19 protein-coding genes are annotated in these 25,297 nt (G+C 69.5%); 11 read left to right on the plus strand and 8 right to left on the minus strand.

Features of this window, described 5'->3' with window-relative positions; all coding sequences use genetic code 11:
• The first annotated feature begins 18 nt into the window (after positions 1–18).
• The 3 genes from CAL11_RS07330 to phoU all read left to right on the plus strand — a co-directional run bounded on the left by CAL11_RS07330 (position 19) and on the right by phoU (position 3,351).
• Positions 19–1,677: an isovaleryl-CoA dehydrogenase gene (locus tag CAL11_RS07330; protein ID WP_086092547.1), complete on the plus strand. Its 1,659-nt coding sequence runs from the start codon at positions 19–21 to the stop codon at positions 1,675–1,677.
• 53 nt (positions 1,678–1,730) lie between these two features.
• The gene (gene rpiA / locus CAL11_RS07335; RefSeq protein WP_003813244.1) at positions 1,731–2,411 is read left to right on the plus strand and encodes a ribose-5-phosphate isomerase RpiA; all 681 of its coding nucleotides are present in this window, start codon (positions 1,731–1,733) and stop codon (positions 2,409–2,411) included.
• 154 nt (positions 2,412–2,565) lie between these two features.
• Positions 2,566–3,351: a phosphate signaling complex protein PhoU gene (gene phoU / locus CAL11_RS07340; RefSeq protein WP_086092548.1), complete on the plus strand. Its 786-nt coding sequence runs from the start codon at positions 2,566–2,568 to the stop codon at positions 3,349–3,351.
• 13 nt (positions 3,352–3,364) lie between these two features.
• On the opposite strand, the gene CAL11_RS07345 is transcribed toward phoU, so the two are convergent.
• The 3 genes from CAL11_RS07345 to argA form a co-directional block, all read right to left on the minus strand.
• Positions 3,365–5,248 carry an alkaline phosphatase family protein gene (locus CAL11_RS07345; protein ID WP_086092549.1) on the minus strand — a complete coding sequence of 628 codons (1,884 nt, stop codon included), beginning with the start codon at positions 5,246–5,248 and terminating at the stop codon, positions 3,365–3,367.
• A 55-nt stretch (positions 5,249–5,303) separates the two neighbouring features.
• Complete coding sequence (locus CAL11_RS07350) at positions 5,304–5,576, minus strand: oxidative damage protection protein (protein ID WP_033462439.1); 273 nt, start codon at positions 5,574–5,576, stop codon at positions 5,304–5,306.
• 73 nt (positions 5,577–5,649) lie between these two features.
• Positions 5,650–7,053: an amino-acid N-acetyltransferase gene (gene argA / locus CAL11_RS07355; RefSeq protein ID WP_080699722.1), complete on the minus strand. Its 1,404-nt coding sequence runs from the start codon at positions 7,051–7,053 to the stop codon at positions 5,650–5,652.
• A gap of 132 nt (positions 7,054–7,185) precedes the next feature.
• Here argA and hrpA point away from each other — a divergent pair, with 132 nt between their 5' ends.
• A complete protein-coding gene (gene hrpA, locus CAL11_RS07360) occupies positions 7,186–11,073 on the plus strand; it encodes an ATP-dependent RNA helicase HrpA (protein WP_086092550.1) in 3,888 nt (1,295 codons plus the stop codon).
• A gap of 49 nt (positions 11,074–11,122) precedes the next feature.
• On the opposite strand, the gene lpxO is transcribed toward hrpA, so the two are convergent.
• A complete protein-coding gene (gene lpxO, locus CAL11_RS07365; RefSeq protein ID WP_033462434.1) occupies positions 11,123–12,022 on the minus strand; it encodes a lipid A hydroxylase LpxO in 900 nt (299 codons plus the stop codon).
• Positions 12,023–12,159: 137 nt separating this feature from the next.
• Here lpxO and dnaE point away from each other — a divergent pair, with 137 nt between their 5' ends.
• The 5 genes from dnaE to CAL11_RS07390 are packed head-to-tail and all read left to right on the plus strand — an operon-like array spanning position 12,160 to position 19,456.
• Positions 12,160–15,651 (plus strand): DNA polymerase III subunit alpha, encoded by a 3,492-nt coding sequence (gene dnaE, locus CAL11_RS07370; RefSeq protein ID WP_086092552.1) that lies wholly within the window; start codon positions 12,160–12,162, stop codon positions 15,649–15,651.
• Positions 15,651–16,754 (plus strand): glycosyltransferase family 4 protein, encoded by a 1,104-nt coding sequence (locus CAL11_RS07375; protein WP_086092553.1) that lies wholly within the window; start codon positions 15,651–15,653, stop codon positions 16,752–16,754. Before dnaE ends, CAL11_RS07375 begins: the two co-directional genes overlap by 1 nt.
• Positions 16,747–17,598, plus strand: a complete 852-nt coding sequence (locus CAL11_RS07380) for a polysaccharide deacetylase family protein (RefSeq protein WP_086092554.1) — start codon at positions 16,747–16,749, stop codon at positions 17,596–17,598. The genes CAL11_RS07375 and CAL11_RS07380 overlap by 8 nt, the downstream gene beginning before the upstream one ends.
• On the plus strand, positions 17,595–18,347 hold the full coding sequence (locus CAL11_RS07385) for a glycosyltransferase family 2 protein (protein ID WP_033462429.1): 753 nt from the start codon (positions 17,595–17,597) through the stop codon (positions 18,345–18,347). The genes CAL11_RS07380 and CAL11_RS07385 overlap by 4 nt, the downstream gene beginning before the upstream one ends.
• Positions 18,344–19,456 carry a glycosyltransferase family 4 protein gene (locus CAL11_RS07390; RefSeq protein WP_086092555.1) on the plus strand — a complete coding sequence of 371 codons (1,113 nt, stop codon included), beginning with the start codon at positions 18,344–18,346 and terminating at the stop codon, positions 19,454–19,456. The genes CAL11_RS07385 and CAL11_RS07390 overlap by 4 nt, the downstream gene beginning before the upstream one ends.
• On the opposite strand, the gene CAL11_RS07395 is transcribed toward CAL11_RS07390, so the two are convergent.
• The gene (locus tag CAL11_RS07395) at positions 19,435–21,051 is read right to left on the minus strand and encodes a phosphoethanolamine transferase (RefSeq protein WP_033462426.1); all 1,617 of its coding nucleotides are present in this window, start codon (positions 21,049–21,051) and stop codon (positions 19,435–19,437) included. The genes CAL11_RS07390 and CAL11_RS07395 overlap by 22 nt on opposite strands.
• Positions 21,052–21,412: 361 nt before the next feature.
• Between CAL11_RS07395 and CAL11_RS07400 the strand changes: the two genes are divergently transcribed.
• Both CAL11_RS07400 and CAL11_RS07405 read left to right on the plus strand, forming a co-directional pair.
• Positions 21,413–22,138, plus strand: a complete 726-nt coding sequence (locus CAL11_RS07400) for a polysaccharide deacetylase family protein (protein ID WP_086092556.1) — start codon at positions 21,413–21,415, stop codon at positions 22,136–22,138.
• A gap of 7 nt (positions 22,139–22,145) precedes the next feature.
• Positions 22,146–23,267 (plus strand): glycosyltransferase family 4 protein, encoded by a 1,122-nt coding sequence (locus tag CAL11_RS07405; RefSeq protein WP_086092557.1) that lies wholly within the window; start codon positions 22,146–22,148, stop codon positions 23,265–23,267.
• A 1-nt stretch (position 23,268) separates the two neighbouring features.
• Here CAL11_RS07405 and CAL11_RS07410 read toward each other — a convergent pair whose 3' ends face one another.
• From CAL11_RS07410 to CAL11_RS07420, 3 genes are read right to left on the minus strand one after another with little or no spacing between them, the layout of a single operon-like run.
• Complete coding sequence (locus tag CAL11_RS07410) at positions 23,269–23,544, minus strand: YkgJ family cysteine cluster protein (RefSeq protein ID WP_086092558.1); 276 nt, start codon at positions 23,542–23,544, stop codon at positions 23,269–23,271.
• Between the two features lie 4 nt (positions 23,545–23,548).
• A complete protein-coding gene (locus CAL11_RS07415; RefSeq protein ID WP_086092559.1) occupies positions 23,549–24,313 on the minus strand; it encodes a YdcF family protein in 765 nt (254 codons plus the stop codon).
• Between the two features lie 12 nt (positions 24,314–24,325).
• Entirely contained in the window at positions 24,326–25,285 is a 960-nt protein-coding gene (locus tag CAL11_RS07420; protein ID WP_086092560.1) for a glycosyltransferase family 9 protein, read from the minus strand.
• Positions 25,286–25,297: the final 12 nt, after the last annotated feature.

The raw sequence follows: 25,297 nt of genomic DNA on the forward strand, positions 1-25,297 counted from the left end.
GCCAAGGCCGGAGGCGCCATGCAGCCGTTCCTTACGCACCAGGTGACCAACCAGGTCGCGCCGCTGGAAGATTATTCGCTGTACGAGACCGATCCGGTGCTGCAGGAGGCCGTGCGGCGCGAGGGCGCCGCGGCCTTCGAGCCCGAGTTGCGCGAGCACGGCGCATGGCTGGGCCGGGCCCAGACGCTGGAGGCCGCCGCCGAGGCCAATCGCAATTCGCCGCGCCTGCTGGCCTATGACCCGACCGGCCACCGGCAGGATAAGGTGGCCTTTCATCCGGCCTGGAACGCCCTGATGACCGGCATCGTGGCGCGCGGGCTGCACAGCAGGGCCTGGGCGCAGCCCGTGCCGGGCGCGCATGTGGCGCGCGCGGCCGCCTACCTGATGCAGGGCCAGATCGAGGCCGGCACCCTGTGTCCCACCACCATGACCCACGCCGCGGTGCCCTTGCTGGCGCGCGAGCCGGCCGGCGTCATCGACTACGGACGCGACTGGCTGGGCGTGCTGTATTCGCGCGAGTTCGATGCCAGCGACGCGCCCATCGGCCGCAAGCGTGGCGCCCTGATCGGCATGGGCCTGACCGAGAAGCAGGGTGGTTCGGACCTGCGCTCGGTGGCCACGCGCGCCGAGCCGGTCGGCGCATCCGGGCGCGGCCAGGCCTACCTGCTGACCGGCCATAAATGGTTCCTGTCGGTGCCGCACGCCGATGCGCACCTGGTGCTGGCGCGCACCGACGAGGGGTTGGGCTGCTTCTTCGTGCCGCGCTGGGTGCCCGAGGGTCCGCGCAACGCCGTGCGCCTGCGCCGCCTGAAGGACAAGCTGGGCAATCGCAGCAACGCCAGCGCCGAAGTGGAGTTCGAACAGGCCTGGGGCGCCATGCTGGGCGAGCCGGGGCGCGGGACGGCCGTATTGCTGGAGATGGCCGCGACCACGCGGCTCGATTGCGTGCTGGGCAGCGCGGCGCTGTTGCGCCAGGCGGTGGCGCAGGCCCTGCATCACGCCGCGCAGCGCCAGGCTTTCGGCACGGCCCTGCTGGCGCAGCCATTGATGCGGGCGTTGCTGGCCGACCTGGCGCTGGAGAGCGAGGCGGCGACGGTGCTGGCGTTGCGGCTGGCGCGCGCCGTGGACGAACGCGCCGACCCGGTCGCGCGCGCCCTGGTGCGCGTGGGCACTCCGGCGGCCAAGCTGTGGGTCTGCAAGCGCGCCATCGCGGCGCTGGGCGAATGCATGGAAGTGCTGGGCGGCAACGGCTACGTCGAGGAAGCGCCGCTGGCGCGGCTGTACCGCGAGGCGCCGGTCAATTCGATCTGGGAGGGCTCGGGCAACGTCATGGCGCTGGACGTGCTGCGCGGCCTGGCGCGCGAGCCCGAGGCGCTGCCCGGCCTGCGCGACGAGCTGGGCCGCGCGCGCGGCGTGGCGCCCGCGTTCGACCAGGCGCTCGACGGCTGGCTGGCGCTGGTGGCGCAGCCGGACTCGGTACCGCAGGGCATGGCGCGCCACGTGGCGGCCGGGCTGGCCACGCTTTGGCAGGCAGCCTTGCTGATTCGCCACGCGCCCGCGCCGGTGGCCGCGGCCTTTGCCGCCACCCGCCTGCGGGCGCCCGCGGGCATCGCCGGGGCCGCGCCGATCGACGACCCGGCCCCGATTCTGGCCCGCGCCTGGCCCGGTATCTGCTAAATTTCCGGCCTTCAAGGTTTCGCGCGCCTGCCGCGCTCATACTCGCAATCGCCATGCTTACTCAGCAAGAACTCAAGCAACAAGCCGCCGACGCGGCCCTCGAATTGGTCGAACAGGTAGCCGGGCCGGACGTGATCATCGGCGTGGGAACCGGCTCGACCGCCGACCTGTTCATCGACGGCCTGGCCCGCTTCAAGGGCCGGCTGCGCGGCACGGTGGCCAGTTCCGAGCGCAGCGCGGCGCGGCTGGCCGGCCACGGCCTGGCGGTGCTGGACCTCAACGACGTCCAGAGCATGCCGATCTACGTGGACGGCGCCGACGAAATCGATCCTAACCTGCACATGATCAAGGGCGGCGGCGGCGCGCTGACGCGCGAGAAGATCGTGGCCTCGGTGGCCCGGCGCTACATCTGCATCGCCGACGAGTCCAAGCTGGTCGAGCGGCTGGGCCGCTTTCCGCTGCCGGTGGAGGTCATCCCCATGGCGCGCAACGCCGTGGCGCGCGGCCTGAGCCGGCTGGGCGGGCAGCCGGCGCTGCGCGAAGGCTTCGTTACCGACAATGGCAACATCATCCTGGACGTGGCCGGCCTGTCGATCGCCGACGCGCCGGGGCTGGAGAAGACCATCAACGACATTCCGGGCGTGGTGACCTGCGGCCTGTTCGCCCTGGCCGGCGCCGATGTGGCGCTGCTGGCCACCCAGGACGGCATCCGCCGCCTGGAGCGCCGCGGCTGACCCGGCGCGCCTTCCCGGGGCCGGCTTGCCGGTCTCCCGGGGGGGATTCATAATCCTGTCATAGTCGGGTCATAACCTTGCGGGTCGGGCAGCCCTCTGCGCAACCGCGTTTTCAGGGGCACTACAGATGAGACCAACCACGCAGGGAGTCCGGATGACGGAGCACACCAACAAACAATTCGACGCAGACCTGCAGCACGTGCGGTCGCAGTTCCTCCAGATGGGCGGAATCGTCGAGGCCATGATCCACGAAGCGGTCGAAGCCATTCCGGCCGGCGACATGAGCATGGTCGAGAAGGTGCGCGAGCGCGAGAAAGAGGTCAACCGGCACGAAGTCGAGATCGACGAGCGCATCAGCCTGATCCTGGCGCGCCACCAGCCCACCGCGATCGACCTGCGCACCTTGCTGGCCGTCTCCAAGATGCTGACCGACATGGAGCGCTCGGGCGACGAGGCCGAGAAGATCGCCACCGCCGTGCGCCGCATGTACGAGAACGACCAGCGTCACATTCCCCTGATCGAACTGCGCCACATGGCCGTGAATGTGGGCAATATGCTGCGCCAGGCGCTGGACGCCTTCGCGCGCCTGGATCCGATCCTGGCCGCGCAGGTCGTGCGCAGCGACAAGGAAGTCGACAAGGAATGGAAGGCGGCGCTGCGCAACCTGATCACCTACATGATGGAAGACCCGCGCACCATTTCGCGCGCCATCGACATGATCTTCATTGCCCGCGCGCTCGAGCGCATCGGCGACCACGCCAAGAACATGGCCGAGCGGGTGATCTACATGGTCAAGGGCGCCGACGTGCGCCACACCGGCGTCAAGAACACCGAACGCCTGGCGCGCGGCGAAGAGGCCATCGAGAAGGGCGACAAGGCCGAGAAGGCCGAGAAGGGCGAAACGCCGGCGTCCATCCCGGACCCGGACGCCCGGCAATAAGCCGCGGGGCGCGTCAGCCCAGGCGCGGGTCGGGCCGGCCCGGCCCGGCGGCGCGCGCCCGGCCGGCCAGCCGCAATGATTGTCCCGCGGCGCTGGCCGTCAGGTCGTACCAGCCGCGGTTGGCCGACGGTTCGCATGGCCAGGCGGCCCGTTCGCCCGGCGCCAGCCGCAGCAGCGCCGGCGCGTCGCCGTAGGCCGAATCAATCCGCACCTGCAGGGCCTGCACGCCCCGGTTTTCCAGCAACAGGGCGGGCGGCTGGTCGCGCCAGGCCGCCGCCAGGGGCGCGCCGGCCGCGTGGCGGCGGATGCGCCGGTGGAATCCGTCCGGCCCCAGTATCCACAGGTCGCAGGCCAGGTCTGCACCGGCATCCGGCCAGCTGTCTTCCCATTGCCGGCCCGGCTCGATGGTGTAGCGGCGCGGGCCCTGCGCCAGCCGCAGGCAGTCGTACACATGCAGCACCAGCGTGGCGCGGCCCGGGTTGGTCATGCGCAGCCGCTGGCGGCCATCGGCCGCCCAGGTTTCGACACGGCACGCATAGGGCGAAGGCCGGCAGCGCGGCCGCGGCGCGGCCGCGTTTTCCTGCGCGCCGGTGAAATCGAAGGCATGGCTCAGGTCGCCGCAGACGGCGCGCCGCCATGGGCTGATGTTGGGCTCGGCCACGCCAAAGCGCGACTCCAGCAGGCGGATGACCGAGGTGTGGTCATAGACGCGCGCATCGAGCCAGCCGCCGCGGCTGAATGGCGAGACCACCAGCATGGGCACGCGCGGCCCCAGGCCGTAGGCGCGCCCATGCAGCGCGCGCGGGTCGTCGGGCGTGCCGGCCGAGGGGCCGCCGCGCGCCTGGTGGTATTCGCCCGCGGTAGCCACGGTGCTGCCGCCGCCTGCCGCGCCGGGCGGCGCGGGCGGCGGCATGTGGTCGAAAAAGCAGTCGTTCTCGTCGTAGGTAAGCAGCAATGCGCAGCGCCGCCAGAGCGCCGGGTCGCGCGTCAGGATGTCGAGCACGCGGGCGCTGAAGGCGGCGCCCTGCGCCGGGCTGGACACTTCCGGATGCTCGGAGTCCGCAGTGGGGGCGATGACCCACGCTACCTGCGGCAGGCGGCCGTTGGCCGCGTCATCGGCCAGCGCCGCCAGGGTGCGGGTGCTCAGGGCGCGCTCGCGCAGCGGCGCCCGGGCCGCGCCGCCGGCCAGTTCGGCGCGGTACTGCCGAAAGCCGGCCAGCGGATTGTCGTGATAGTTGTCCGCCATGTCCTGGTAGATGGCCCAGTCCACGCCGGCGGCCTGCAGGCGCTCGGGGTAGGTCGTCCAGGCGTAGCCTTCGTGCGCCGGCCCGAGGCGGTCATGGGTATTGACCAGCGCCGGGCCGCCGGCCTGGCCGAGCGGATCGTTGGTGCCGGTCCACAGGAACAGGCGGTTGGGGTTGGTGCCTGCCTGCATCGAGCAGTGGTACGCCTCGCACAACGTGAAGGCGCGCGCCAGCGCGGTCTGCAGCGGCAGTTCCTCGGGGCGGTAGTAGCCCATTCCCAGCCGGCCCTTGGCCGCCAGCCACCGGTCCATGCGGCCGTCGTTCCAGGCGCGCTGGGCATCGTCCCAGGTGTGCGGCGTCAAATGGCCCAGCGGCTGGCCGGGCGGCAGCGCGGGCGCCAGCGGATAGGGCGCCAGGCGCTGGCCGGCATGCGCCTGGACGAGCACGTCGCCGTCGGGCGTGGGCGCGCGATGCGGGTCGGCCCAGCCGCGCGCGCCGGGCAGGGCGCCGTAGTAGTGGTCGAAGCCACGGTTCTCCTGCATCAGGATGACGATGTGGTCGAGGTCGCGCAGCGTGCCGCTGCGGCGCTCGGGGGCCACGGCGGCGGCGCGCGCGACCAGCGCGGCGATGTCGGGATCGGTGGCGGCGGGCATCAATGAAAAACCGGCCTGCCGGCCGGTTGCGAAGGGGGGCGGGCTCGCGGCGCGCTCAGGCCGAGGGCGGGACGTAGCCTTGCGCCTCGACGCTGCCGTCCTCGAACAGGAAGCGTTCCATCTGCTGCTGCAGATACTTGCGGGCGCGCGCGTCGGCCAGGTTGAGGCGGTTCTCGTTGACCAGGCGCGTCTGGATCTGCTTCCATTCTTCCCACGCCTCCTTGGAGATCTGTTGCCAGATGCGGGTGCCCAGTTCGCCCGGGTACGGAGGGAAGTCCAGCCCTTCGGCTTCGCGCTTGAGTTTCACACAGTTGACGATACGGGACATGGTTTGCTGCCGGTAAGTTGCGAACAGGTCATTTTAGCCGGCTTGCCGCCGCAAGCGGCGCCAAGCCGGGCGGTTACAGTTTCTTGATGAAAACCAGGCTGTTGCGCGAGCGGTTGTAGTTGTTCTGCTTGTCGCGCGGCAGGTCGGCGACGCCGCCGCGCACGAAGCCGCGTTTCATGAACCAGTGCGAAGTGCGGGTGGTCAGCACGAACAGGCGGCGCGCGCCGCTGGCGCGGGCGCGCGACTCCATGTGGCGCAGCAGGATTTCGCCCTCGCCGGAGCCCTGCCATTCGGGGTGCACGATCAGGCAGGCCATCTCGGCCATCTGGTCCTCGGGGAAGGGATACAGCGCGGCACAGCCGTAGATCACGCCGTCGTGCTCGAGCACGGTGAAGCGCTCCACGTCGCGCTCGATGGCGCTGCGCGGGCGCGGCACCAGGGTGCCGTCGGCTTCCAGCGGCTCGATCAGGCTGAGGATGGCGCCCACGTCATCGAGCGTGGCGGCGCGCAGGTCGTCCAGCGTGTCCTCGACCACCATGGTGCCCACGCCGTCATGGGTGAAGATCTCCAGCAGCACGCTGCCGTCCAGCGAGTAGGGCACCAGGTGGGCGCGCGCCACGCCGCGCTTGACGGCCAGCGAGGCGTGCTGCAGGAAGTAGGTGGTGTCCTCGTCCAGCTCGCCGCGCGCCAGCAGGGCGTCGGCGTCCACGCGGGCCAGCTCGGTGTCGACCGCGCCGTTGCCGTCGAGCACGCCGGGCGCGCCGGACAGGAAGATCAGTTTCTCGGCGCGCAGGGCCACCGCCACGCTGGTGGCCAGGTCTTCCATGGCCAGATTGAAGGCGTCGCCGGTGGGCGAGAACCCCAGCGGCGAGAGCAGCACCACCGAGCCTTGCTCGATGGCGAACTTGAGCGCGTCGACATCGATCTTGCGCACCTGGCCGGTGTGCTTGTAGTCGATGCCGTCGACCACGCCGGTGGGGCGGGCGGTGACGAAGTTGCCCGACAGGACGCGGATGTGCGAATGCGACATCGGCGTGTTGGGCAGGCCCTGGCTGAAGGCGGCCTCGATGTCCAGGCGGATTTCGCCGGCCGCCTCCTTGGCGCATTCCAGCGCGGCCGGGTCGGTGGGCGCCAGGCCCCGGCCGAACTGCTGGGTGTAGCCCTTCAGGCGCAGCTGTTCATTGACCTGCGGACGCGAGCCGTGCACCAGCACCAGGTGGATGCCCAGGGCCGACAGCAGGGAGAGGTCCTGCACCAGGACATTGAGGGCGCCGGCCTGGACCAGTTCGCCGCCAAACGCCACCACGAAGGTCTTGCCTCGGAACGCATGCACGTAGGGCGCCACTTCGCGGAACCATCGGACGAATTGCGCGGGGGCGAATTCGGGGGCTTCGAGCGCGGAGACGGTGTCTGGTTCCAGGTCGGGCATGATGGTCGGAATACTCCTGTGGTCTTGGTGCGGGCAGCGGTCTTGCATGGCCGCCGGTCAGCCGCGATCGTGCGGCCAGCGGAAATTATATGGCCGGCGCGCGCCGGGGGCAGGGGCGCCGCGCGGGTTCCCGGTTGGCCGGCGCCTCCTATAATGCCGGGTTCAACGGATATTTCGTCAATGCCAGAAGCCTCCCGTCCGCCCGAGCGCGCGGCCGCCGCGCGTTCCGAACCGCGCCCCGAGCGGCCGATTCCCGCGATTTCCTATCCCGAAGACCTGCCGGTCAGCGCGCGCCGCCAGGAAATCGCGCGCGCCATCGCCGCGCACCAGGTGGTCATCGTCAGCGGCGAGACGGGGTCGGGCAAGACGACCCAGCTGCCCAAGATCTGCCTGGAGCTCGGGCGCGGCCGGCGCAAGATGATCGGCCATACCCAGCCTCGCCGCCTGGCGGCCACCTCGGTGGCCAAGCGCATCGCCGAGGAGTTGCGCACGCCGATGGGCGAAGTGGTGGGATACCAGGTGCGCTTCAACGACCGCACCGGCCCGAACGCCTCGATCAAGCTGATGACCGACGGCATCCTGCTGGCCGAGTCGCAGCGCGATCCGCTGCTGCGCCGCTACGACACCATCATCATCGACGAGGCGCACGAGCGCAGCCTGAACATCGACTTCCTGCTCGGCTACCTCAAGCAGCTGCTGCCGCGCCGGCCCGACCTGAAAGTCATCATCACCTCGGCCACCATCGACGCGGAGCGTTTCGCGCGGCACTTCGCCGCCGGCCCGGAGCATCCGGCGCCCGTCATCGAGGTGTCGGGGCGCCTGTATCCGGTGGAGGTGCGCTACCGGCCGGTGCAGCCTCCCATGTCCGACGACGAGGCCGCCGCGCCCGCCAAGGGCGGCCGCGAACGCAGCGCCGGCGACGAAGAGCGCGACCTGATCGACGCCATCGTCGACGCGGTCGATGAATGCGCGCGCCACGGCCCCGGCGATGTGCTGGTGTTCCTGCCGGGCGAGCGCGAAATACGCGAGTCGGCCGAGGCGTTGCGCAAGCGCCATCCGGTCGGCACCGAAGTGCTGCCGCTGTACGCGCGGCTGTCGCAGGCCGAGCAGGAACAGATATTCCACCCGCGCGGCAATGCGCGGCGGGTGGTGCTGGCCACCAACGTGGCCGAAACCTCGCTGACCGTGCCGGGCATCCGCTTCGTGGTCGACAGCGGCCTGGCGCGCGTCAAGCGCTATTCCTGGCGCAACAAGGTCGAACAGTTGCGCATCGAGCCGGTCAGCCGCGCCTCGGCCAACCAGCGCGCCGGCCGCTGCGGCCGGATCGGCCCGGGGCTGTGCATCCGCCTCTACGACGAGGCCGATTTCAACGCCCGCGCGCCGTTCACCGACCCGGAAGTGCTGCGTTCCTCGCTGGCGTCGGTGATCCTGCGCATGAAGTCGCTCAAGCTGGACGACATCGAGCAGTTTCCGTTCGTCGAGGCGCCGCCGGGACGCGCCGTGGCCGACGGCTACCACCTGCTGCAGGAACTGGGCGCCATCGAGCTGGCCGGCGCCGGCGACGACGAGGCCGCCGAGGCGGGCGGCGGCGCGGCGTTCCGCCTGACCCGCACCGGCCAGGAACTGGCCAAGCTGCCGGTGGACCCGCGCATCGGCCGCATGATCCTGGCCGCGCGCGAACAGCAATGTCTGGCCGAGATGCTCATCATCGCCGCCGCCCTGTCGGTGCAGGACCCGCGCGACCGTCCGATGGCCGAACGCGAGGCGGCGGAGAACGCGCACGCCAAGTTCGCCGACGACAAGTCCGAATTCCTGTCGTTCCTGAAACTGTGGCGCTGGTATGGCGAGCAGGTGCAGCACAAGGCGTCCCAGCGCAAGCTGGTGGCGCTGCTGCGCCAGAACTTCCTGTCGCCGGTGCGCCTGCGCGAATGGCACGACGTGCATACCCAGCTGGCCGCGCTGGTGGGCGAACAGGGCTGGCGCCTGAACCAGAGCGAGGCCACCTACGAGCAGCTGCACATGGCGCTGCTGTCGGGCCTGCTGGGCAATATCGGCTTCAAGGGCGAGGAGGGCGGCCAGTACCACGGCGCGCGCGAGATCCGTTTCCACATCCATCCCGGCTCGCGCCTGGTCAAGAAGGCCGGGCGCTGGATCGTCGCCGCCGAGCTGGTCGAAACCACGCGCCTGTACGCGCGCTGCGTGGCGCGCATCGAGCCGGTGTGGCTGGAGCGCGCCGCCGCGCACCTGCTGCGCCGCAACTGGTCCGACCCGCGCTGGGAGAAGAAAGCCGGGCAGGTGGTCGCCAACGAGCGCGCCACCCTGTATGGCCTGCTGGTGTACAACGGCCGGCGGGTGCACTACGGCCGCATCAACCCGCAGCACGCCCGCGAACTGTTCATCCGCCAGGCCCTGGTGCCCGGCGAGATCGACACTCGGCTGCCGTTCGTGGCCCACAACCGCAAGCTGATCGCCGGGATCGAGAAGCTGGAGCATCAAACGCGCCGTCCCGACATCCTGGTCGACGACGAACTGATCTACGCGTTCTACGATCGCCAGCTGCCGGCCGACATCTCGCAGACCGCCAGCCTGGAAAAGTGGGTGAACGGCCTGGACAAGGCGGCCGCCGCGCGCCTGCTGCTGACGCGCGACGAACTGATGCGCCACGAGGCGGCCGGCGTAACGACCGACGTCTTTCCCAAGAAAGTCGAGTGGCAGGGCGTGGCGATGCCGCTGGACTATCACTTCGAGCCGGGCTCGCCGCGCGACGGCGTCACGCTGTCGGTGCCCCTGTTCGCGCTCAACCAGATCGACGCGCAGCGCTGCGAATGGCTGGTGCCGGGCATGCTCAAGGAAAAGGCCCATCTGCTGCTCAAGTCGCTGCCGCAGAAGCTGCGCCGCCATTGCGTGCCGCTGCCCGACTACGCGGCGGGCTTCTACGAGCGCTGGTACGAGCGCCAGGCCGACCCGCAGCAAGGCCTGGTCGATGCGCTGATCGCCGACATGTGGGACCAGGTACAGGTGCGTCCGGCGCCTGGCGACTTCAAGCTGGAAACGCTGCCGGCGCACCTGTTCATGAATTTCAAGGTGGTCGACGAGCATGGCCGGATGCTGGCCGCCGGGCGCAACCTGGCGCAGCTCAAGGCCGAATTGGGCAAGCAGGCCCAGGCGACCTTCCAGCAACTGGCGGCGCGCGACTCGGACGTGGCGCAAGCGCTGGCGCACGAGAACCTGACATCCTGGTCGTTCGGCCCCTTGCCCGAGATCATGGAGATCAAGCGCGGCGGGCGATCCGTCATCGGCTACCCGGCGCTGGTCGACCGGGGCGCGCATTGCGATCTCGACGTGTTCGACGACCCCGACGAGGCGCGCCGCCACCATCGTGCCGGCCTGCTGCGGCTGTTCCGGCTGGCCTTGCGCGAGCAGGTCAAGTTCCTGGAAAAGAACCTGGCCGACCTGACGAAGATGAGCATGCTGTACATGGCCCTGGGCACGCAGGAAGAGCTGCGCGACCAGATCATCGATTGCGCGCTGGCGCAGGCCTGCCTGGCCGAACCCTGGCCGGTCGATGAACGGCAGTTCGAGGCGCGCCGGCAGGAGGGCAAGGGCCGGCTGGGGTTGCTGGCGCAGGAAGTGGCGCGCATGGCGCATGCCATCCTGGCCGAGTACGGCGCCCTGCAGCGCAAGCTGCCGCAGGCCAGGCCGCACGCGGCGGCCTATGCCGACCTGCAGCAGCAATTGGGCGTGCTGATGCCCAAATGGTTCGTGCGCGATACGCCCTATGCGCAGCTGGCGCACTATCCGCGCTATCTCAAGGCGGCGGTGGCGCGCATCGACAAGCTGCGCGCGGATCCGGCGCGCGACGCCCGCCTGATGGGCGAGATGGCGCCCATCCTCACCCAGTACCAGCGCGCGCGCAGCGCGCTGAAGGGCGCGCCCGATCCGCGCCTGGACGAATTCCGCTGGCTGCTGGAAGAACTGCGGGTCGCCCTGTTCGCCCAGGAGTTGCGTACCCCCATGCCGGTCTCGGTCAAGCGCCTGATGAAAGCCTGGGAGTCGTTGCGGCGGTAGGGGGCTGTCCCACAGGCGCCTGTCCCCGCGGGGACAGGCGCCTGTGGCTTCAGAGGGCCAGGAAGCCGATGACCAGCAGGGCGATCAGGCCCCACTTGGTGGCTTTGTAGACGGTGCGGTTCCAGGCCTTGAACTGCTTGCGCTTCTGGTCGATGACCCAGTGCGCGTGGGTCAGCTTGTTGATGGCCCCGGTCTGGTCGCCGGCGTCGTTGGGCGAGCTGGCGGCCGACATGACCACGCGGCCGAACCAGCGGTTGAAGGCCTCCGCCCAGCGCCATTTGAGCGGGCGCTCGACGTCGCAGAACAGGATGATGCGATTGCCTTCGCTCTTGTTGTGCGCTTCGTGCACATAGGTTTCGTCGAACACCACGCTTTCGCCGTCGCGCCAGCTGTAGCTTTCGCCGTCGACGGCGATGTAGCAGCGGTCGTCGTTGGGCGTGGCCAGGCCCAGGTGGTAGCGCAGCGAGCCCGAGAAGGGGTCGCGGTGCGGGTTCAGCTTGCCGCCCGGCGGCAGTTCGGCGAACATGGCCGCCTTGACCTTGGGCAGGCTCTTGAGGATGGCCACGGTCTTGGGGCAGAGCTCCTCGGCCGATGGGTGGCGGGCGTCGTACCACTTCAGGTAGAAGCGCTTCCAGCCGTATTTGAAGAACGAGTTGAAGCCGATGTCGTCATGGCGCTCGGCGGCCTTGATGCGGCGCAGCTCGGCCATCTTCAGGGCTTCGTCGCGAATGGTTTCCCAGTTGTCGTCCAGCACCTTGAGCTCGGGGATTTCGCTGGTGGTCAGGTACGGGGTGGTGGGCACGCGCGAGGTCAGCACCATGAAGGCGTTGACCGGCGCCAGCAGCACGGAGTGGTCCAGCATCTGGCGCGACAGCGACAGCCGCACGCGGCCGCGGAAGTGGGCAAACAGGATAGAGGCCAGCCATAGGCCCGGGATCAGCCATTTCATGGTGCGCAGAGGATGCCGTTGCGGCATCCGTGGGATAAATCGGTAATCAGGTATTGTTACACAGGCGGCGGCGCGGCGGGTCCGGACGAGGGGTGAAATCGCGCCGTCGGCTGCCCCGACTGGGTACAATTCCGGACATGTCCGAAGCCGTAACAAATCCGCCCCCATTTGTACATTTGCGCGTCCACTCCGAGTTTTCCGTCTCGGATGGCATCGTGCGCATTTCCGATCTGATCAAGCGCGTGGCCAAGCTGGGCCAGCCAGCCGTGGCGCTGACGGATCTGTCGAATATCTTCGGCCTGATCAAGTTCTACAAGGGCGCGCGCGGCGCCGGCGTCAAGCCGGTGGCCGGCAGCGATATCTGGCTGACCAACGACGATGACCGCGAAAAGCCGTTCCGTCTCCTGCTGCTGGTGCGCAACCACCAGGGCTACCTCAACCTGTGCGAGCTGCTGACGCGTTCGTTCCTGGAAAACCAGTACAAGGGGCGCGCCGAGGTGCGCCGCGAATGGCTGCAGGGCCAGGAAGGGCTGATCGTGCTGTCGGGCGCGCGTGGCGGCGATGTCGGCCAGGCGCTGGAAGCCGGCAATGCCGTCACGGCGCTGTCGCTGGCGCGTCAATGGGGCCAGTTGTTTCCGGGTTCGTACTACATCGAATTGCAGCGCGCCGGCTTTGACGGCGACGAAACCTATACCCAGGCCGCCATGCGGCTGGCCGCCGAGGCGGGGCTGCCGGTGGTGGCCACCCATCCGGTGCAGTTCCTGGACCGCGACGAGTTCCAGGCGCATGAGGCGCGCGTGTGCATCGCCGAAGGCGAGATCCTCGCCAATCCGCGGAGGGTGCGGCGCTACACGCAGGACCAATACCTGCTCAGCTCCGAGGAAATGGCGCGCCGCTTCGCCGACGTGCCTTCGGCGCTGGCCAATACGGTCGAGATCGCGCGGCGCTGCAACCTCACCCTGGTGCTGGGCAAGCCGCGCCTGCCGAATTTCCCCACGCCGGAAGGCGTGACGCTGGACGATTACCTGGTCCAGCTGTCCGAGGAAGGCCTGGAAAAGCGCCTGCAGTTCCTGTTCCCCGACGAGGCCGAGCGCAACGCCAAGCGCGAGCAGTACTACGAGCGGCTGCGCTGGGAGTGCAAGACCATCATCCAGATGGGCTTTCCCGGCTACTTCCTGATCGTGCAGGACTTCATCAACTGGGGCAAGAACAACGGCGTTCCGGTCGGCCCGGGGCGGGGGTCGGGCGCCGGCTCGCTGGTGGCCTATGCGCTGGGCATCACCGACCTGGACCCGATCCGCTACGACTTGCTGTTCGAGCGCTTCCTGAACCCCGAACGGGTATCGATGCCCGACTTCGACATCGACTTCTGCCAGGACAACCGCGAACGGGTCATCGACTACGTCAAGATGAAGTACGGGCGCGAGGCGGTCAGCCAGATCGCCACCTTCGGCACCCTGGGCGCCAAGGCGGTGGTGCGCGATGCCGGCCGCGTGCTGGACATGCCCTACCTGTTCTGCGATGCCCTGTCCAAGCTGATCCCGTTCAACCCGGCCGATCCGTGGACGCTGGAGCGCACGCTCAAGGACGAGCCGGCCTTCAAGGACCGCTACGAGCAGGAAGAGGAAGTGCGCGCCCTGGTCGACCTGGCGCGCCCGCTCGAAGGCCTGACGCGCAGCATCGGGATGCACGCCGGCGGGGTGCTGATCGCGCCGGGCAAGCTGACCGATTTCTGCCCGCTGTATTGCCAGCCCGGCCAGGAGAACAGCGCGGTTTCGCAGTTCGACAAGGATGACGTCGAGGCGGCCGGCCTGGTGAAGTTCGACTTCCTGGGCCTGCGCAACCTGACCATCCTGGACTGGGCGGTGCGCTTCGTGCGCCAGTTCAACGCCGACAAGCGCGACTTCGACGTCATGGCCCTGTCGCTGGACGACCAGGCCGCGTACAAGGTGCTGTGCGACGCCAACACGACCGCGGTGTTCCAGCTTGAATCGCGCGGCATGAAAGAGCTGCTGAAGAAGTTGCGCCCCAGCACTTTCGAAGACATCATCGCCATGCTGGCCCTGTACCGTCCGGGGCCGCTGGAATCCGGCATGGTGGACGATTTCGTCAACCGCAAGCACGGCCGCGCCGCGGTCGATTATTTCCACCCGGACCTGGAAGGCACCCTGCGCAGCACCTATGGGGTCATCGTCTACCAGGAACAGGTGATGCTGATCTCGCAGATCATCGGCGGCTACTCGCTGGGCGGCGCCGACCTGCTGCGGCGCGCCATGGGCAAGAAAAAGCCCGAGGAAATGGCCAAGCACCGCGAACTGTTCGAACAGGGCGCGCGCGAGAAGGGGCACGATCCCGACCTGGCGGTCAAGCTGTTCGACCTGATGGAGAAGTTCGCGGGCTACGGCTTCAACAAGTCGCACTCGGCCGCCTATGCGCTGATCGCCTACCAGACCGCATGGCTGAAGGCCTACCATCCCACCGAGTTCCTGGCCGCCACGCTGTCGTCCGATATGGACGATACCGACAAGGTGCAGATCTTCGTGCGCGATGCGCAGGACAACGGCGTCGAGGTGCTGCCTCCCGATGTCAACGCCTCGGGCTATCGTTTCGAACCGGTGGCCGACAAGCACACCGAGCAGGGCAAGCCGCCGCGCACCATGCGCTACGGCCTGGGCGCGGTCAAGGGCACCGGGCAGGGCGCGGTCGAGGAAATCCTGCGCGCGCGCCAGGAAGGCGGCCCGTTCGCCAACCTGTTCGACTTCTGCCGGCGCGTCAGCAAGCACGCGGTCAACCGGCGCACCATCGAGGCCCTGATCAAGGCCGGCGCGTTCGACACCATCGAACCCAACCGCGCCGCCATGCTGGCCTCGGTCGGCACGGCGATGGAAGCCGCCGAGCAGGCCGCGCGCAGCGCCAACCAGGCGTCGCTGTTCGGCGACGACAGCGGCGACGTGGTCGCCGGCGAACTGACCAAGGTGGCGCCCTGGAACCTGCACACCACCCTGACCGAGGAAAAGACGGCGCTGGGCTATTACTTCAGCGGCCACCTGTTCGACGCCTGGCGCGACGAGGTGCGGCGCATCGTGCCGATGCAGCTGGCGCGCCTGGAGCCGCAGCGCGACCTGCAATGGATGTGCGGGGTGCTGGCCGGCGTGCGCACCATGATGACGCGGCGCGGCAAGATGGTGTTCGCCGTGCTTGACGACGGCACGGCGCAGATCGAGATCTCGGTGTTCAACGAGCTGTACGAGAAGCATCGCAGCCGCCTGCGCGAAGACCAGTTGCTGGTGGTGCAGGGCAAGGTCAGCAACGACGAATACTCCGGCGGCATGCGCATCGTGGCCGAGCAGCTGTACGACCTGCAGCTGGCGCGCGAGGCGCGCGCCAAATCGCTGCGCATCCGGCTCAACGGCCAGGCCGACGCGGCGCGCCTGCGCCAGTTGCTCAACCCGTTCCGGGCCGAGCCCGAGAACGGCGTGCCCGGCGTGCCGGTGGACGTGGTCTACCGCAAGAACAATTTCCTGTGCACGGTGCGGCTGGGCGAAGACTGGCGCGTGCGCATGGCCGACACGCTGCTCGAGAACCTGAACGACTGGGCCAAGCCCGACGGCGTCGAGGTTACCTACTGATGCGGCCATTGCGTATCGTGCACTCCGAAGCCGCCACCAGTTTCGGCGGCCAGGAAGGGCGCATCTTCAAGGAAATGACGGCCATGCGCGAGCGCGGCCATCACATGGAGGCCATCTGCCAGCCGCAGGCGCAGCTGGCGCGCCGCCTGGCCGAGGCCGGCTTCACCGTGCACACGCTGGAAATGGACGGGCCGGGCAATTACCTGCGCGGCGTGCTGAGCCTGCGCCGCCTGCTGCGCCAGCGCCGCTACGACGTGCTGAACACCCACAGCCGGCGCGATACCGTGATCGCCGCGGCCGCCGGCCGGCTGGCGGGCACGCCGCTGATCGTGCGCACCCGTCACCTGTCCAACAAGGTCGGCTCGCTCTGGTCGTATACCGGCCTGCCGCATCGCGTCACCACGGTCAGCGACCACGTGCGCCAGCACCTCATCGAGCGCGGCGTGCCCGCCGGCCACATCGCCACGATCTATTCGCCCATCGTGCTGCCGCCCCCCATCGAACGCTCGACCCTGCGCGACGAACTGGGCCTGGCGGCCGAGGACATCGTGGTCGGCTGCGTGGCGGTGATGCGCGCCACCAAGGGGCACCGCGAGCTGATCGACGCCATGCGGCCGCTGATGGCCGAGCGTGCCAACCTGCACCTGGTGTTCGTCGGCGGCGGCTCGCCGGTGTTCGAGCAGACCCAGGCCTATGTGGCCGAGCTGGGCCTGCAGGCGCGCATCCACCTGATGGGCACGCGCAACGACGTCCCCAACCTGCTGGCCGGTTTCGACCTGTTCGCCCTGGCCACCCGCCAGGAGGCGTCGGGCACGGTCTATGTCGAAGCCGAGGCCTGTGGCCTGCCGGTGGTCGGCACCGACGTGGGCGGCGTGTCCGAGATGATGCGCGACGGCGAGACCGGCATCCTGGTGCCGGTGGGCGACCCGGCGGCGCTGGGCGCGGCGCTGCGCCGCCTGATCGACGACCGGGCGCTGCGCCGCCGCATGGGCGAGGCCGGCCGGCGCATGGTGCGCGACGAAAAAGTATTCGCCCCCGAACGCCTGGCCGAGCGCACCGAGGCGATCTACCGGCAGTGGCTGGCGGAGCGCGGCCATGCGTAACGCGCCCAACGTCCCGGTGCTGATGTACCACCACGTCACCCCGGCCGGCGGCATGATCGCCGCCACGCCGGAGGTGTTCGAGCAACAGATCGCCGCGCTGGCGCGGGCCGGCTACCGTTCGCTGGGCACGGCCGAATTCGCCGCCTACCTGGACGGCGCCCCGGTGCCCGAGAAGTCGGTGCTGATCACTTTCGACGATGGATACCTGAACAACTGGGTGTATGCACACCCTGTCCTGCAGCGCCACGGCATGAAGGCCGTGCTGTTCCTGATCACCGGCCTGCTCGGCGACGGTCCGGCGCGGCCCTGCGCCGGGCAGGGACAGCCGCTGCCGCCCGCGCCCGACCACGACGAAAGCAAGCGCCTGATCGCCGCCGGACGCGCCGACGAGGTCATGCTGCGCTGGAGCGAAGTGCAGGCCATGCTGGCGGCCGGTACCTTCGAGGTGCATTCGCACACCCACACCCATACGCGCTGGGACAAGCAGTGCGGCCCCGACGTGGACGCCAAGCGCGCCCATATCGCCCAGGAGCTGGCCGATTCGCGCCAGGCGCTGCAGGCCCGGCTGGGCGAGGTCAGCGACCACCTGTGCTGGCCCCAGGGCTATTTCGACGCCGACTATGTCCAGGCGGCGCGCGAGGCCGGCTTTCGCCATCTCTACACCACCGACGCCCTGGGGCAGAACGTCCCGGGCGGCGATCGCGAGCACATATACCGCTTCGCGGTGCGCAACCGCGCCGGCGGCTGGCTCAACCGCCGCATCTGGCTGGCGCGCCATCCCTGGATCGGCCCGCGCTATCACGCCTGGAAGGCCTGGAAGAAAAAGCTGAGGAGGCGCGCATGACGCTGTCGGTCATCATCATTACCAAGAACGAAGCGGCCAATATCCTGGCGTGCCTGGAGTCCGTGGCCTTCGCCGACGAGTTCATCGTGGTCGACTCGGGCAGCACCGACAACACCGTCGAGCTGGCGCGCGATTTCGGCGCGCGTGTCGAAGTCACGCCGGACTGGCCGGGATTCGGACCGCAGAAGAACCGCGCCCTGGACCTGGCCACGGGCGACTGGGTGCTGTCCATCGATGCCGACGAGCGCGTCACGCCCGAACTGGCGGGCGAGATCCAGGCCGCCATGGCCGGCGCCAGCGCCGATTGCTACGAAATCGCCCGGCTGTCGGATTTCTGCGGCCGCTTCATCCGCCACAGCGGCTGGTGGCCCGATTACGTGCTGCGCCTGTTCCGGCGCGGCAGCGCGCGGTTCACCGATGCGGCCGTGCACGAGCGCGTCGTGCCGGCGCGGGGCCAGCCCGCGCGCCTGCGCGGGCACTTCCTGCACTACCCGTACAACAATTTCGACGCCCTCATCGCCAAGGTCAACCGCTATTCCTCGGATGCGGCCGCGATGATGCATGCGCGCGGCAAGCGCGCCACGGTGTTCTCGGCGCTGGGCCACGGTTTCTGGACCTTCGTGCGCATCTACCTGATCCGGCGCGGCTTCCTGGACGGGCGCCACGGGCTGGTCCTGGCCGTGACGGCCGCCGCCGGCAGCTTCTTCCGCTATGCCAAGCTGATGTTCCTGTCCGAGCCACGCAAGTGAAGATCCTGTACACCAATTTCCATGGCCGCAACGGCGGCGGCCATGTCACCTATGTCATCAACCTGGCGCGCGCGCTGGCGCCCGAGCACTCGCTGACCGTGGCGGTGCCCGGCACCAGCCGGCTGTACCGCTATGCCCGCGAGATTCCCGGCGTCGAGGTGGTGGACATGCAGTACACCACGCGGCTGTCGTCCTGGTTCCATGACCGGGCGGCGCTGCGCCGGCTGATCGCCGAGGGCGGCTACGACATCATCCATTGCAATGGCTCGGCCGATCACAAGCAGGTCATGCTGGCCACGCTGGGGCTGCGCCGCCGTCCGCGCATCGTCTTCACCAAGCACAACGACCATCCCCTGGGCAGCCTGGGCAATCGCCTGCGCGCCGCGCTGGCCACCGATCACAGCATTGCCGTCAGCGCCTATGTGCACGGCCTGCTGGCCGATTCGCCGTACCGCCGCCACCCCATCACCACCGTGCGCCACGGCATTGACACCGATTACTACGCGCCGCCCGACGCCGCGACCGCCGCGCAATGGCGCGAGCGCTACTTCGGCCCGGACTGGCGGGGCCAACTGCTGCTGGGCAGCGCGGGCGGCACCGATTACGACAAGGGCTGGCTCGACCTGGTGGCCGCCGCGGGCAGTCTGCCCGCGCCGCTGCGCGAGCGCGTCCGCATCCTGGTGGCCGGCGATCCGCCCAGCCAGGCCAAGCTGGATCGCGTGCGCGAGCACGGCATGCAGGACCAGATGGTGTTTCCCGGCCTGCTCGACGACGTGCGCGAGGCGCTGGGCGCCTGCGATGCGGGCTATGTGCTGTCGTACCGCGAGGCCTTGTCGTTCGCCTGCCGCGAAATGATGGCGCTGGGCAGGCCGGTGCTGGCCAGCGACGCCGGCGGGTTGCCCGAGAACATCACGGCGGGCCGGGATGGCTGGGTCGTGCCGGTGCGCGACGTGCCGGCCATCGCGGCCGTGTTGCGCGAGATGCTGGAGCAGCCGGAGCGCGTGGCCGAAATGGGCCGCCAGGCGCGCGCCACGGCCGAGCGCGAGTTCGGCCTGCGCGATTTCGCGCAGGCCACGCTGGACGTCTATCAGCGCACGTTGGGCGCCTGAGCGCGCGGCCCCACGCGCGGCGGCGTGGCCGGACGGCGGCCATCCGGGTGCGGCGCCAGTTCGGCGTACGCATACACGTCGCGCCTGGCGTCGATCACCCGTACCGGCCGGCCCGCGCAAGCCGGGGCGGCGGGCCGGTGCTTGCAATCGTCCACCCCGGTCGCCACGCCCAGCCAGTCCAGGATCAGCCCGTAGTTGTCCTCGGTGGAATAGGGCGCGTCGTATTCGCGCCGCGCCCGGGCTGGCGCGGCGGGACTGTTCCAGATGAACATCGGAATGTCGTAAGCCTCGCGCGAGGGCCGCACGCCGCCGTGGTAGAACGTGCCCAGCACGCTTTCGTGGCGCTCCAGGCCGTGGTCGGGGTAGAACAGCAAGGAGGCGCGCCGCTCGCGCAGCCGGTCCATCACCGCGCCCAGCAGCGCGTCCACATAGCGGATGGAATTGTCGTAGCAGTCCTCGTAGCGCGCGCCGCCCTGGTACACCGTGGCCGATTCCGGGTAACGCGTGCAGTAGTTGTCGTGATTGCCATTGATATGCAGGAAGACCACTTTCCTGCCTGGCTCGGCCAGCGCCGCGTCCAGCAGCGGCAGCAAGGCCTCGTCGTACGGTGCGTCGGCCCAGGTCTTGAAGTGGGCCATGTTGGCCATGGCCGTGACGGGCGTGTCATAGCGGCCCAGCCTGGCCTGGTTGCTCAGCCAGTAAGTGCGGAATCCCGCATCGCCGGCCAGCGCCACCACGTTGTCGCCGAACAGGCGCGGGTCGTAGCGGTCCACCGTGGCCGCGCTCAGGGTCAGCGGTACCGCCATGATGGTCAGCGGCGCGGGCGCGGCGGCCCGGGTATACAGCGTCATGCGGTCGCGTTCCGCCGCCGCCCGCGGCGTGGTGTCGCGCGGGTAGCCGTACAGCCCCCAATTGGCGCGCCGCGCCGATTCGCCCACCACGACGACATAAGTGTCGATGCCGGTGTCGCGCCGGGTCAGCGGGTGCGTGACGCGGTGCCGGTTCGCCGTGTCGAGCAGCGACTGGTCGTAGCTGGCCTGGATGAAATAGCGCATGTTGAACATCGGCGAGCGCGAAACCGTGCGCTCGATCGACGGGTAGTACTCATCGGCCGCGCCGCGCATCGCCAGCTCATAGCGCAGCCACGAACCGAAAAAGACCAGCGCGGTGGCGGCCGCGCCCAAGGCCAGCCAACGCGTGGGCAATTCGCGCGCGGCGCGCCGCACCACCCACAGCAGCAGCGCCAGCACCGCCAGGGTCAGCGCGGCCGAGCGCCAGTGCAGGGTGAGCATCTGGACGGTCTCGTCGTAGTTCGTCGTCAGAATGCTGTAGGCGAAACCGAAGTTGAAGCGCTGGCCATAGGCCTGGTAGCTGAATTGCGCCAGCCCCAGGTTCGTCGCCACGCCGACGCACAACAGCACGGCCGCCGGCCGCGTCCAGGCGCGCCGCCACAACAGGGCGCAGGCCAGCATCAGGGTAACGCCCAGCAGATAGACGCGCGGCGAGAAGGTGTCGCCATGCAGGCGGGCTTGGATCCAGATCGGAGCGATGCCGGCAACGAGAAGCGGCACCCAGGCTTGCAGGAAGCGGGTCATGGCAATACGGGAGGCGGGAAGAGGGCGTGGACGCGGCGCGCGGGGGCGCGGTCCGGCACGGCGGCGGCGGACGCCTAGCGATCGGGCAGGCGTTCGCGGCGTGGGGCGGGCTGGCGGGGAATCGAGCGAGGCGCGCGTCGGTGGCGCGCCGGGACTGCTTGTCTCTGCATGGGGGCGGCGCCGGTCGTGGCGTCGGTTCTTTTACAAGGTGCTTGTTTTGTTATAATTATACTTTATTTGATTCAATTTGACATATTGTGGCGTTGTCGCTCGCCCCTGTCATTTCCGATCGACTTAACGGCAGCATTGAGGGAATCTTGAGCGGGCTTGGCCGGCATCGATCCCCATATAATTCGGCATCATGCCTATCCCCATCCTCATGTACCACCAGATCGGCGAGCCGGCGCCACGCGGCACGCCGTATCGCGGACTGACGGTCCATCCCGCCAGCTTCCGCCGCCAGATGACCTGGCTGCGGCGCTTCGGCTATCGAGGCCTGTCCATGCGCGACCTGATGCCCTACCTGCGCGGAGAGCGCAGCGGCAAGGTATTCGGCATCACGTTCGACGACGGCTACCGCAACGTGCATCGCAACGCCATGCCCGTGCTGGGCGAGCTGGGCTTTACCGCCACCAACTATTTCGTGGCCCATCAGCTCGATGGCGGCAACGTGTGGGATCTCGAAAAAGGCATTCCGTTCTCGGCGCTCATGAGCGCGCAGGAAATGCGCGAGTGGCACCAGGCCGGCAACGAGGTCGGCTCGCATACGCTGGACCACGTGCACTTGCCGCGCATGGCCGCCGACGAAGCGCGGCGCCAGATCCGCCAATCCAAGGACGAACTCGAACAGGTGCTGGGCGCGCCGGTGACGGCATTCTGCTACCCCTACGGCGACCACACGGACGAGCATCGCGCCATGGCGCGCGAAGCCGGCTACGACAACGCCACGCTGACCGTGCGCGGGCTGGCCTCGGCCGCAGACGATCCCTTCGGCCTGCCGCGCGTCACGGTTTCGCGCTCGACCCACTTGCTGCGCTTCCTGCAAAAGACCCTTACCGGCTATGAAGACAGGCGCCGCCGCGGATAAGCGGCGCTTGCGCATTGCGCTGCTGGTGGACCGGTTCGGCAATCGCTTCGGCGGCGCCGAAGCCTACGGCGTCGAATTGATGCGCGTCCTGGCGCGGCGGCACGATGTCACGGTGGTGGCGCGCGAATACGACAGCGACCTCGCCTTGCCCTATCTGCCGGTGCGTGTCAGCTGCCGCCTGCCCAGTTGGCTGCGGGTGCTGTATTTCGCCTGGCGCGCGGCGCGCCTGACGCGCGAGGGTTTCGACATTGTCCATTCCCACATGAACGGGGGGGCGGGCGATGTGCAGGTCATGCACGTCACGCCCGTGCGCTACAACTGGCTGTGCCGGCCGGGGCTGGGCCGGCGCCTGACGGCCTGGACCAGCCCGCGGGTGGCCACCTACCTGGCGCTGGAAAAAGCCCGCGTGGCCCAACGGCCGGGCAAGCGCGTGGTGGCGGTGTCCGAGCTCATCGTCGAGCAGATGCGCGACGCCTACGGCGTGGGCCTGCCCATGGAGACGATTCCCCCCGGCGTGCAGTTGCCCGCGCCGGCCGACCCGGCGCGCCGGGCCGCCACGCGCGCCGCGCTGGGTTGGGGCGAGGACGACCTGGCGTGCCTGCTGGTGGCGCGCAACCCGCTGCGCAAGGGGCTGCCGGCGCTGCTGGCCGCGTTGGCGCAATTGCCGGACCGCTACCGCCTGCTGGTGGTCGGCGCCGACGGCCCGGCACGCCAGTGCGTCGGCGACAGCGGGCTGCCCGATGGCCGCGTCCATCTCGTCGATCCCACGCCGGGCGTCGCGCCCTACTACGAGGCAGCCGACATCTACGTGCACCCGACGCTCAACGACAGCTACGGCATGGCGCCGCTGGAAGCCATGTCGCATGGCTTGCCCGTAGTGGTCAGCAGCGCCGATTATTGCGGTTTTGCGCAGTACCTGGCCGATGGCCGCGATGCGCTGATCCTGCGCGACCCGCGCGACGGCGCCGAGGTGGCGCGCGCCGTGGCCGCGATCGGCGAGGATGCGCCCGTGCGCGCCGCGCTGTCGGCCGCCGGCCTGGCGCTGGCGCGCGCGCAGAGCTGGGAGGCGGTCGCCGCCCGCTACGAGACCTTGTACGAAACCTTGCTGCGCGAACGCGCGGCCGGCTGAATCACGCGCCGGCGGGCGCCGTCGCCTCCTCCAGCCTGGCCAGCCAGGCGATGGCGTGCCCGCGATCGGCGCCGCACATATCGGCCGCGGGTTGCAGTCCACTGCACACGGCAGGGCGCTCCGGGCGCCCGAAAATCGCGCAGCGCAGCTCGGCCGTCAGATGGGGGCAGGGCACGCCCGCCGGCTTGCCCTCGGGCAGCCCGGGCAGCGGGCTGGAAATCGACGGCGCGATGCAACAGGCGCCGCAGCCGGGCCGGCACGACAGCGTGGCGGGCATGGCGTTACACCCAGCCGCGCAGCCAGTAGACGAACAGGCCGGCGTATTCCTTGATGATGGAACGGCTGGCGTCGAAGCTGCGCTGGTCGGGCAGCCAGGGCGACAGCAAGCCGTCGGCCGGCGCCACGATCTGCGGCGGCGCGGGCGCGGCGATTGCCTGCACCCCCTGCTTGGAGAATGCCGCCATGGCGCGCGGCATGTGCAGCGCGGAAGTCACCAGCAACACCTTCTGGATGCCGTGCTGGCGCAGCGTGTCTTCCGTCAGCGCCGCGTTTTCGTAGGTGGTGCGACTGGCGTTCTCCAGGATCAGCGCGCTTTCCGGCACGCCATGCTGGCGCATCCGGTAGGCCATGCCGCGCGCTTCGCTGATGTCGCCTTCGAGCGCGCCGCCCGACAGCACCACCTTGGGCGCGCGGCCGGCCTGGAACAGCTCGGTGGCGGTGTCCACGCGCACCACCGCGGTTTCCTTGTCGTAGGGCAGGAACCAGTTGGCCCGGCCATTGGCGGTGTTGCCGCCCAGCACCACGATGGCGTCGGCGGTGGGCGACTGCTCGGGAGGCAGGTGCGGGTAGCGCGACTCCAGCGCCCCCCCGAGCCACAGCGAGGTGGCCGGCAGCGACCAGGCCAGGGCCCACAGCAGGCCGCCGGCGATCAGGGCCGCGCCCGTCTTGCGCAGGCGGAACAGGCCCAGCACCAGGCCGAGGACGACCAGCGTCAGGCACAGATTCAGGGGAATGATCAGATTGGTGAGGAAACTCGATATGGCCATGTCGGGTTGGGTTTACGCGCCGCTCAGTAGTTCGAGCGATTTTTCCATTACTTGTTCTGGCTCCGGCCAGTGTGTTTCGGAGCCCAGGCAGACCGCCCCGGGCGACCACGGGCCGGTGCGCCCCGGGCGGGTCACGCCGAACAGCGTCAACTGGCGGGCATCGACCGCCGCCGCCACATGGGATACGCCTGAATCATTGCACACAACCAGGGCGGCGCGCTGCGCCAGGGCGGCGAAGGCGCCCAGCCCCAGCGGCGGCAGCAGCGTGGCGGAGGGCGCGTTGCGGCGGGCCTCGGCGACTTCGGCCGGTGGAGGGCACATTACCACGGTCTGGCCCCGTTCCTGCAGGGCCCGGGTCAGGACGTCGAAGCCCGGCCATACCTTGACCTTGCCCTTGTGCAGGCCGGTGGCGGTGGGGGCGATCAGCACGAACGGCCGTCCGGCCAGCTGCTGCTCCTGCAGCAATTGCCCGGCCGCGTCGCGATGCGCCTGCGTCAGCGGCAGGCCAAGCGTGCCCGGCTCGGCGGGTCCGGCCGGCAAGCCCCAGCGCTGCAGGGCCGCGCGGGTCAGGTTGTGCCACGACTGCACCGCGTGCAGGCCGGCGCCAGGCTTGTCCACCGGCCAGCGCAGCAGCGGGCTGCGGCCATCGTCGCGGTAGCCCGCGCAGGGTACGCCAGCCAGCCGGAACACCGCGGCGCTCGACAGCGAGTCCGGCAGCAGCAGGCCGCGCGTGGCGCCGCCGCCCAGGGCGCGCCGGTGCGCGGCCACCGCGGCCCGGTCGCGCAGCACCTTGCCGGTCATGGGCAGGAAATCCCGCTTCGGCACGCCGGCCAGCAGGTCGCGCGCCCAGGGGCGCGCGCAGATGACCAGCGGCACGCCGCTGTCCCGCAGGGCGCGCAGGCTGGGCAGGCTCATACAAACATCGCCGATCCAGTTGGGCAGGCGGACATAAATGCATGAAATGGTGGTCATCGGAGTGTGCGT

Source organism: Bordetella genomosp. 6 (assembly GCF_002119705.1).
Lineage (GTDB): Bacteria > Pseudomonadota > Gammaproteobacteria > Burkholderiales > Burkholderiaceae_B > Bordetella > Bordetella bronchiseptica_F.

Coding starts and splice junctions, on each gene's coding strand:
- CAL11_RS07330 (WP_086092547.1), top strand. CDS start 19: ATGCAGCCGTTCCTTACGCACCAGGTGACCAACCAGGTCGCGCCGCTG.
- rpiA (WP_003813244.1), top strand. CDS start 1,731: ATGCTTACTCAGCAAGAACTCAAGCAACAAGCCGCCGACGCGGCCCTC.
- phoU (WP_086092548.1), top strand. CDS start 2,566: ATGACGGAGCACACCAACAAACAATTCGACGCAGACCTGCAGCACGTG.
- CAL11_RS07345 (WP_086092549.1), bottom strand. CDS start 5,248: ATGCCCGCCGCCACCGATCCCGACATCGCCGCGCTGGTCGCGCGCGCC.
- CAL11_RS07350 (WP_033462439.1), bottom strand. CDS start 5,576: ATGTCCCGTATCGTCAACTGTGTGAAACTCAAGCGCGAAGCCGAAGGG.
- argA (WP_080699722.1), bottom strand. CDS start 7,053: ATGCAAGACCGCTGCCCGCACCAAGACCACAGGAGTATTCCGACCATC.
- hrpA (WP_086092550.1), top strand. CDS start 7,186: ATGCCAGAAGCCTCCCGTCCGCCCGAGCGCGCGGCCGCCGCGCGTTCC.
- lpxO (WP_033462434.1), bottom strand. CDS start 12,022: ATGAAATGGCTGATCCCGGGCCTATGGCTGGCCTCTATCCTGTTTGCC.
- dnaE (WP_086092552.1), top strand. CDS start 12,160: ATGTCCGAAGCCGTAACAAATCCGCCCCCATTTGTACATTTGCGCGTC.
- CAL11_RS07375 (WP_086092553.1), top strand. CDS start 15,651: ATGCGGCCATTGCGTATCGTGCACTCCGAAGCCGCCACCAGTTTCGGC.
- CAL11_RS07380 (WP_086092554.1), top strand. CDS start 16,747: ATGCGTAACGCGCCCAACGTCCCGGTGCTGATGTACCACCACGTCACC.
- CAL11_RS07385 (WP_033462429.1), top strand. CDS start 17,595: ATGACGCTGTCGGTCATCATCATTACCAAGAACGAAGCGGCCAATATC.
- CAL11_RS07395 (WP_033462426.1), bottom strand. CDS start 21,051: ATGACCCGCTTCCTGCAAGCCTGGGTGCCGCTTCTCGTTGCCGGCATC.
- CAL11_RS07400 (WP_086092556.1), top strand. CDS start 21,413: ATGCCTATCCCCATCCTCATGTACCACCAGATCGGCGAGCCGGCGCCA.
- CAL11_RS07410 (WP_086092558.1), bottom strand. CDS start 23,544: ATGCCCGCCACGCTGTCGTGCCGGCCCGGCTGCGGCGCCTGTTGCATC.
- CAL11_RS07415 (WP_086092559.1), bottom strand. CDS start 24,313: ATGGCCATATCGAGTTTCCTCACCAATCTGATCATTCCCCTGAATCTG.
- CAL11_RS07420 (WP_086092560.1), bottom strand. CDS start 25,285: ATGACCACCATTTCATGCATTTATGTCCGCCTGCCCAACTGGATCGGC.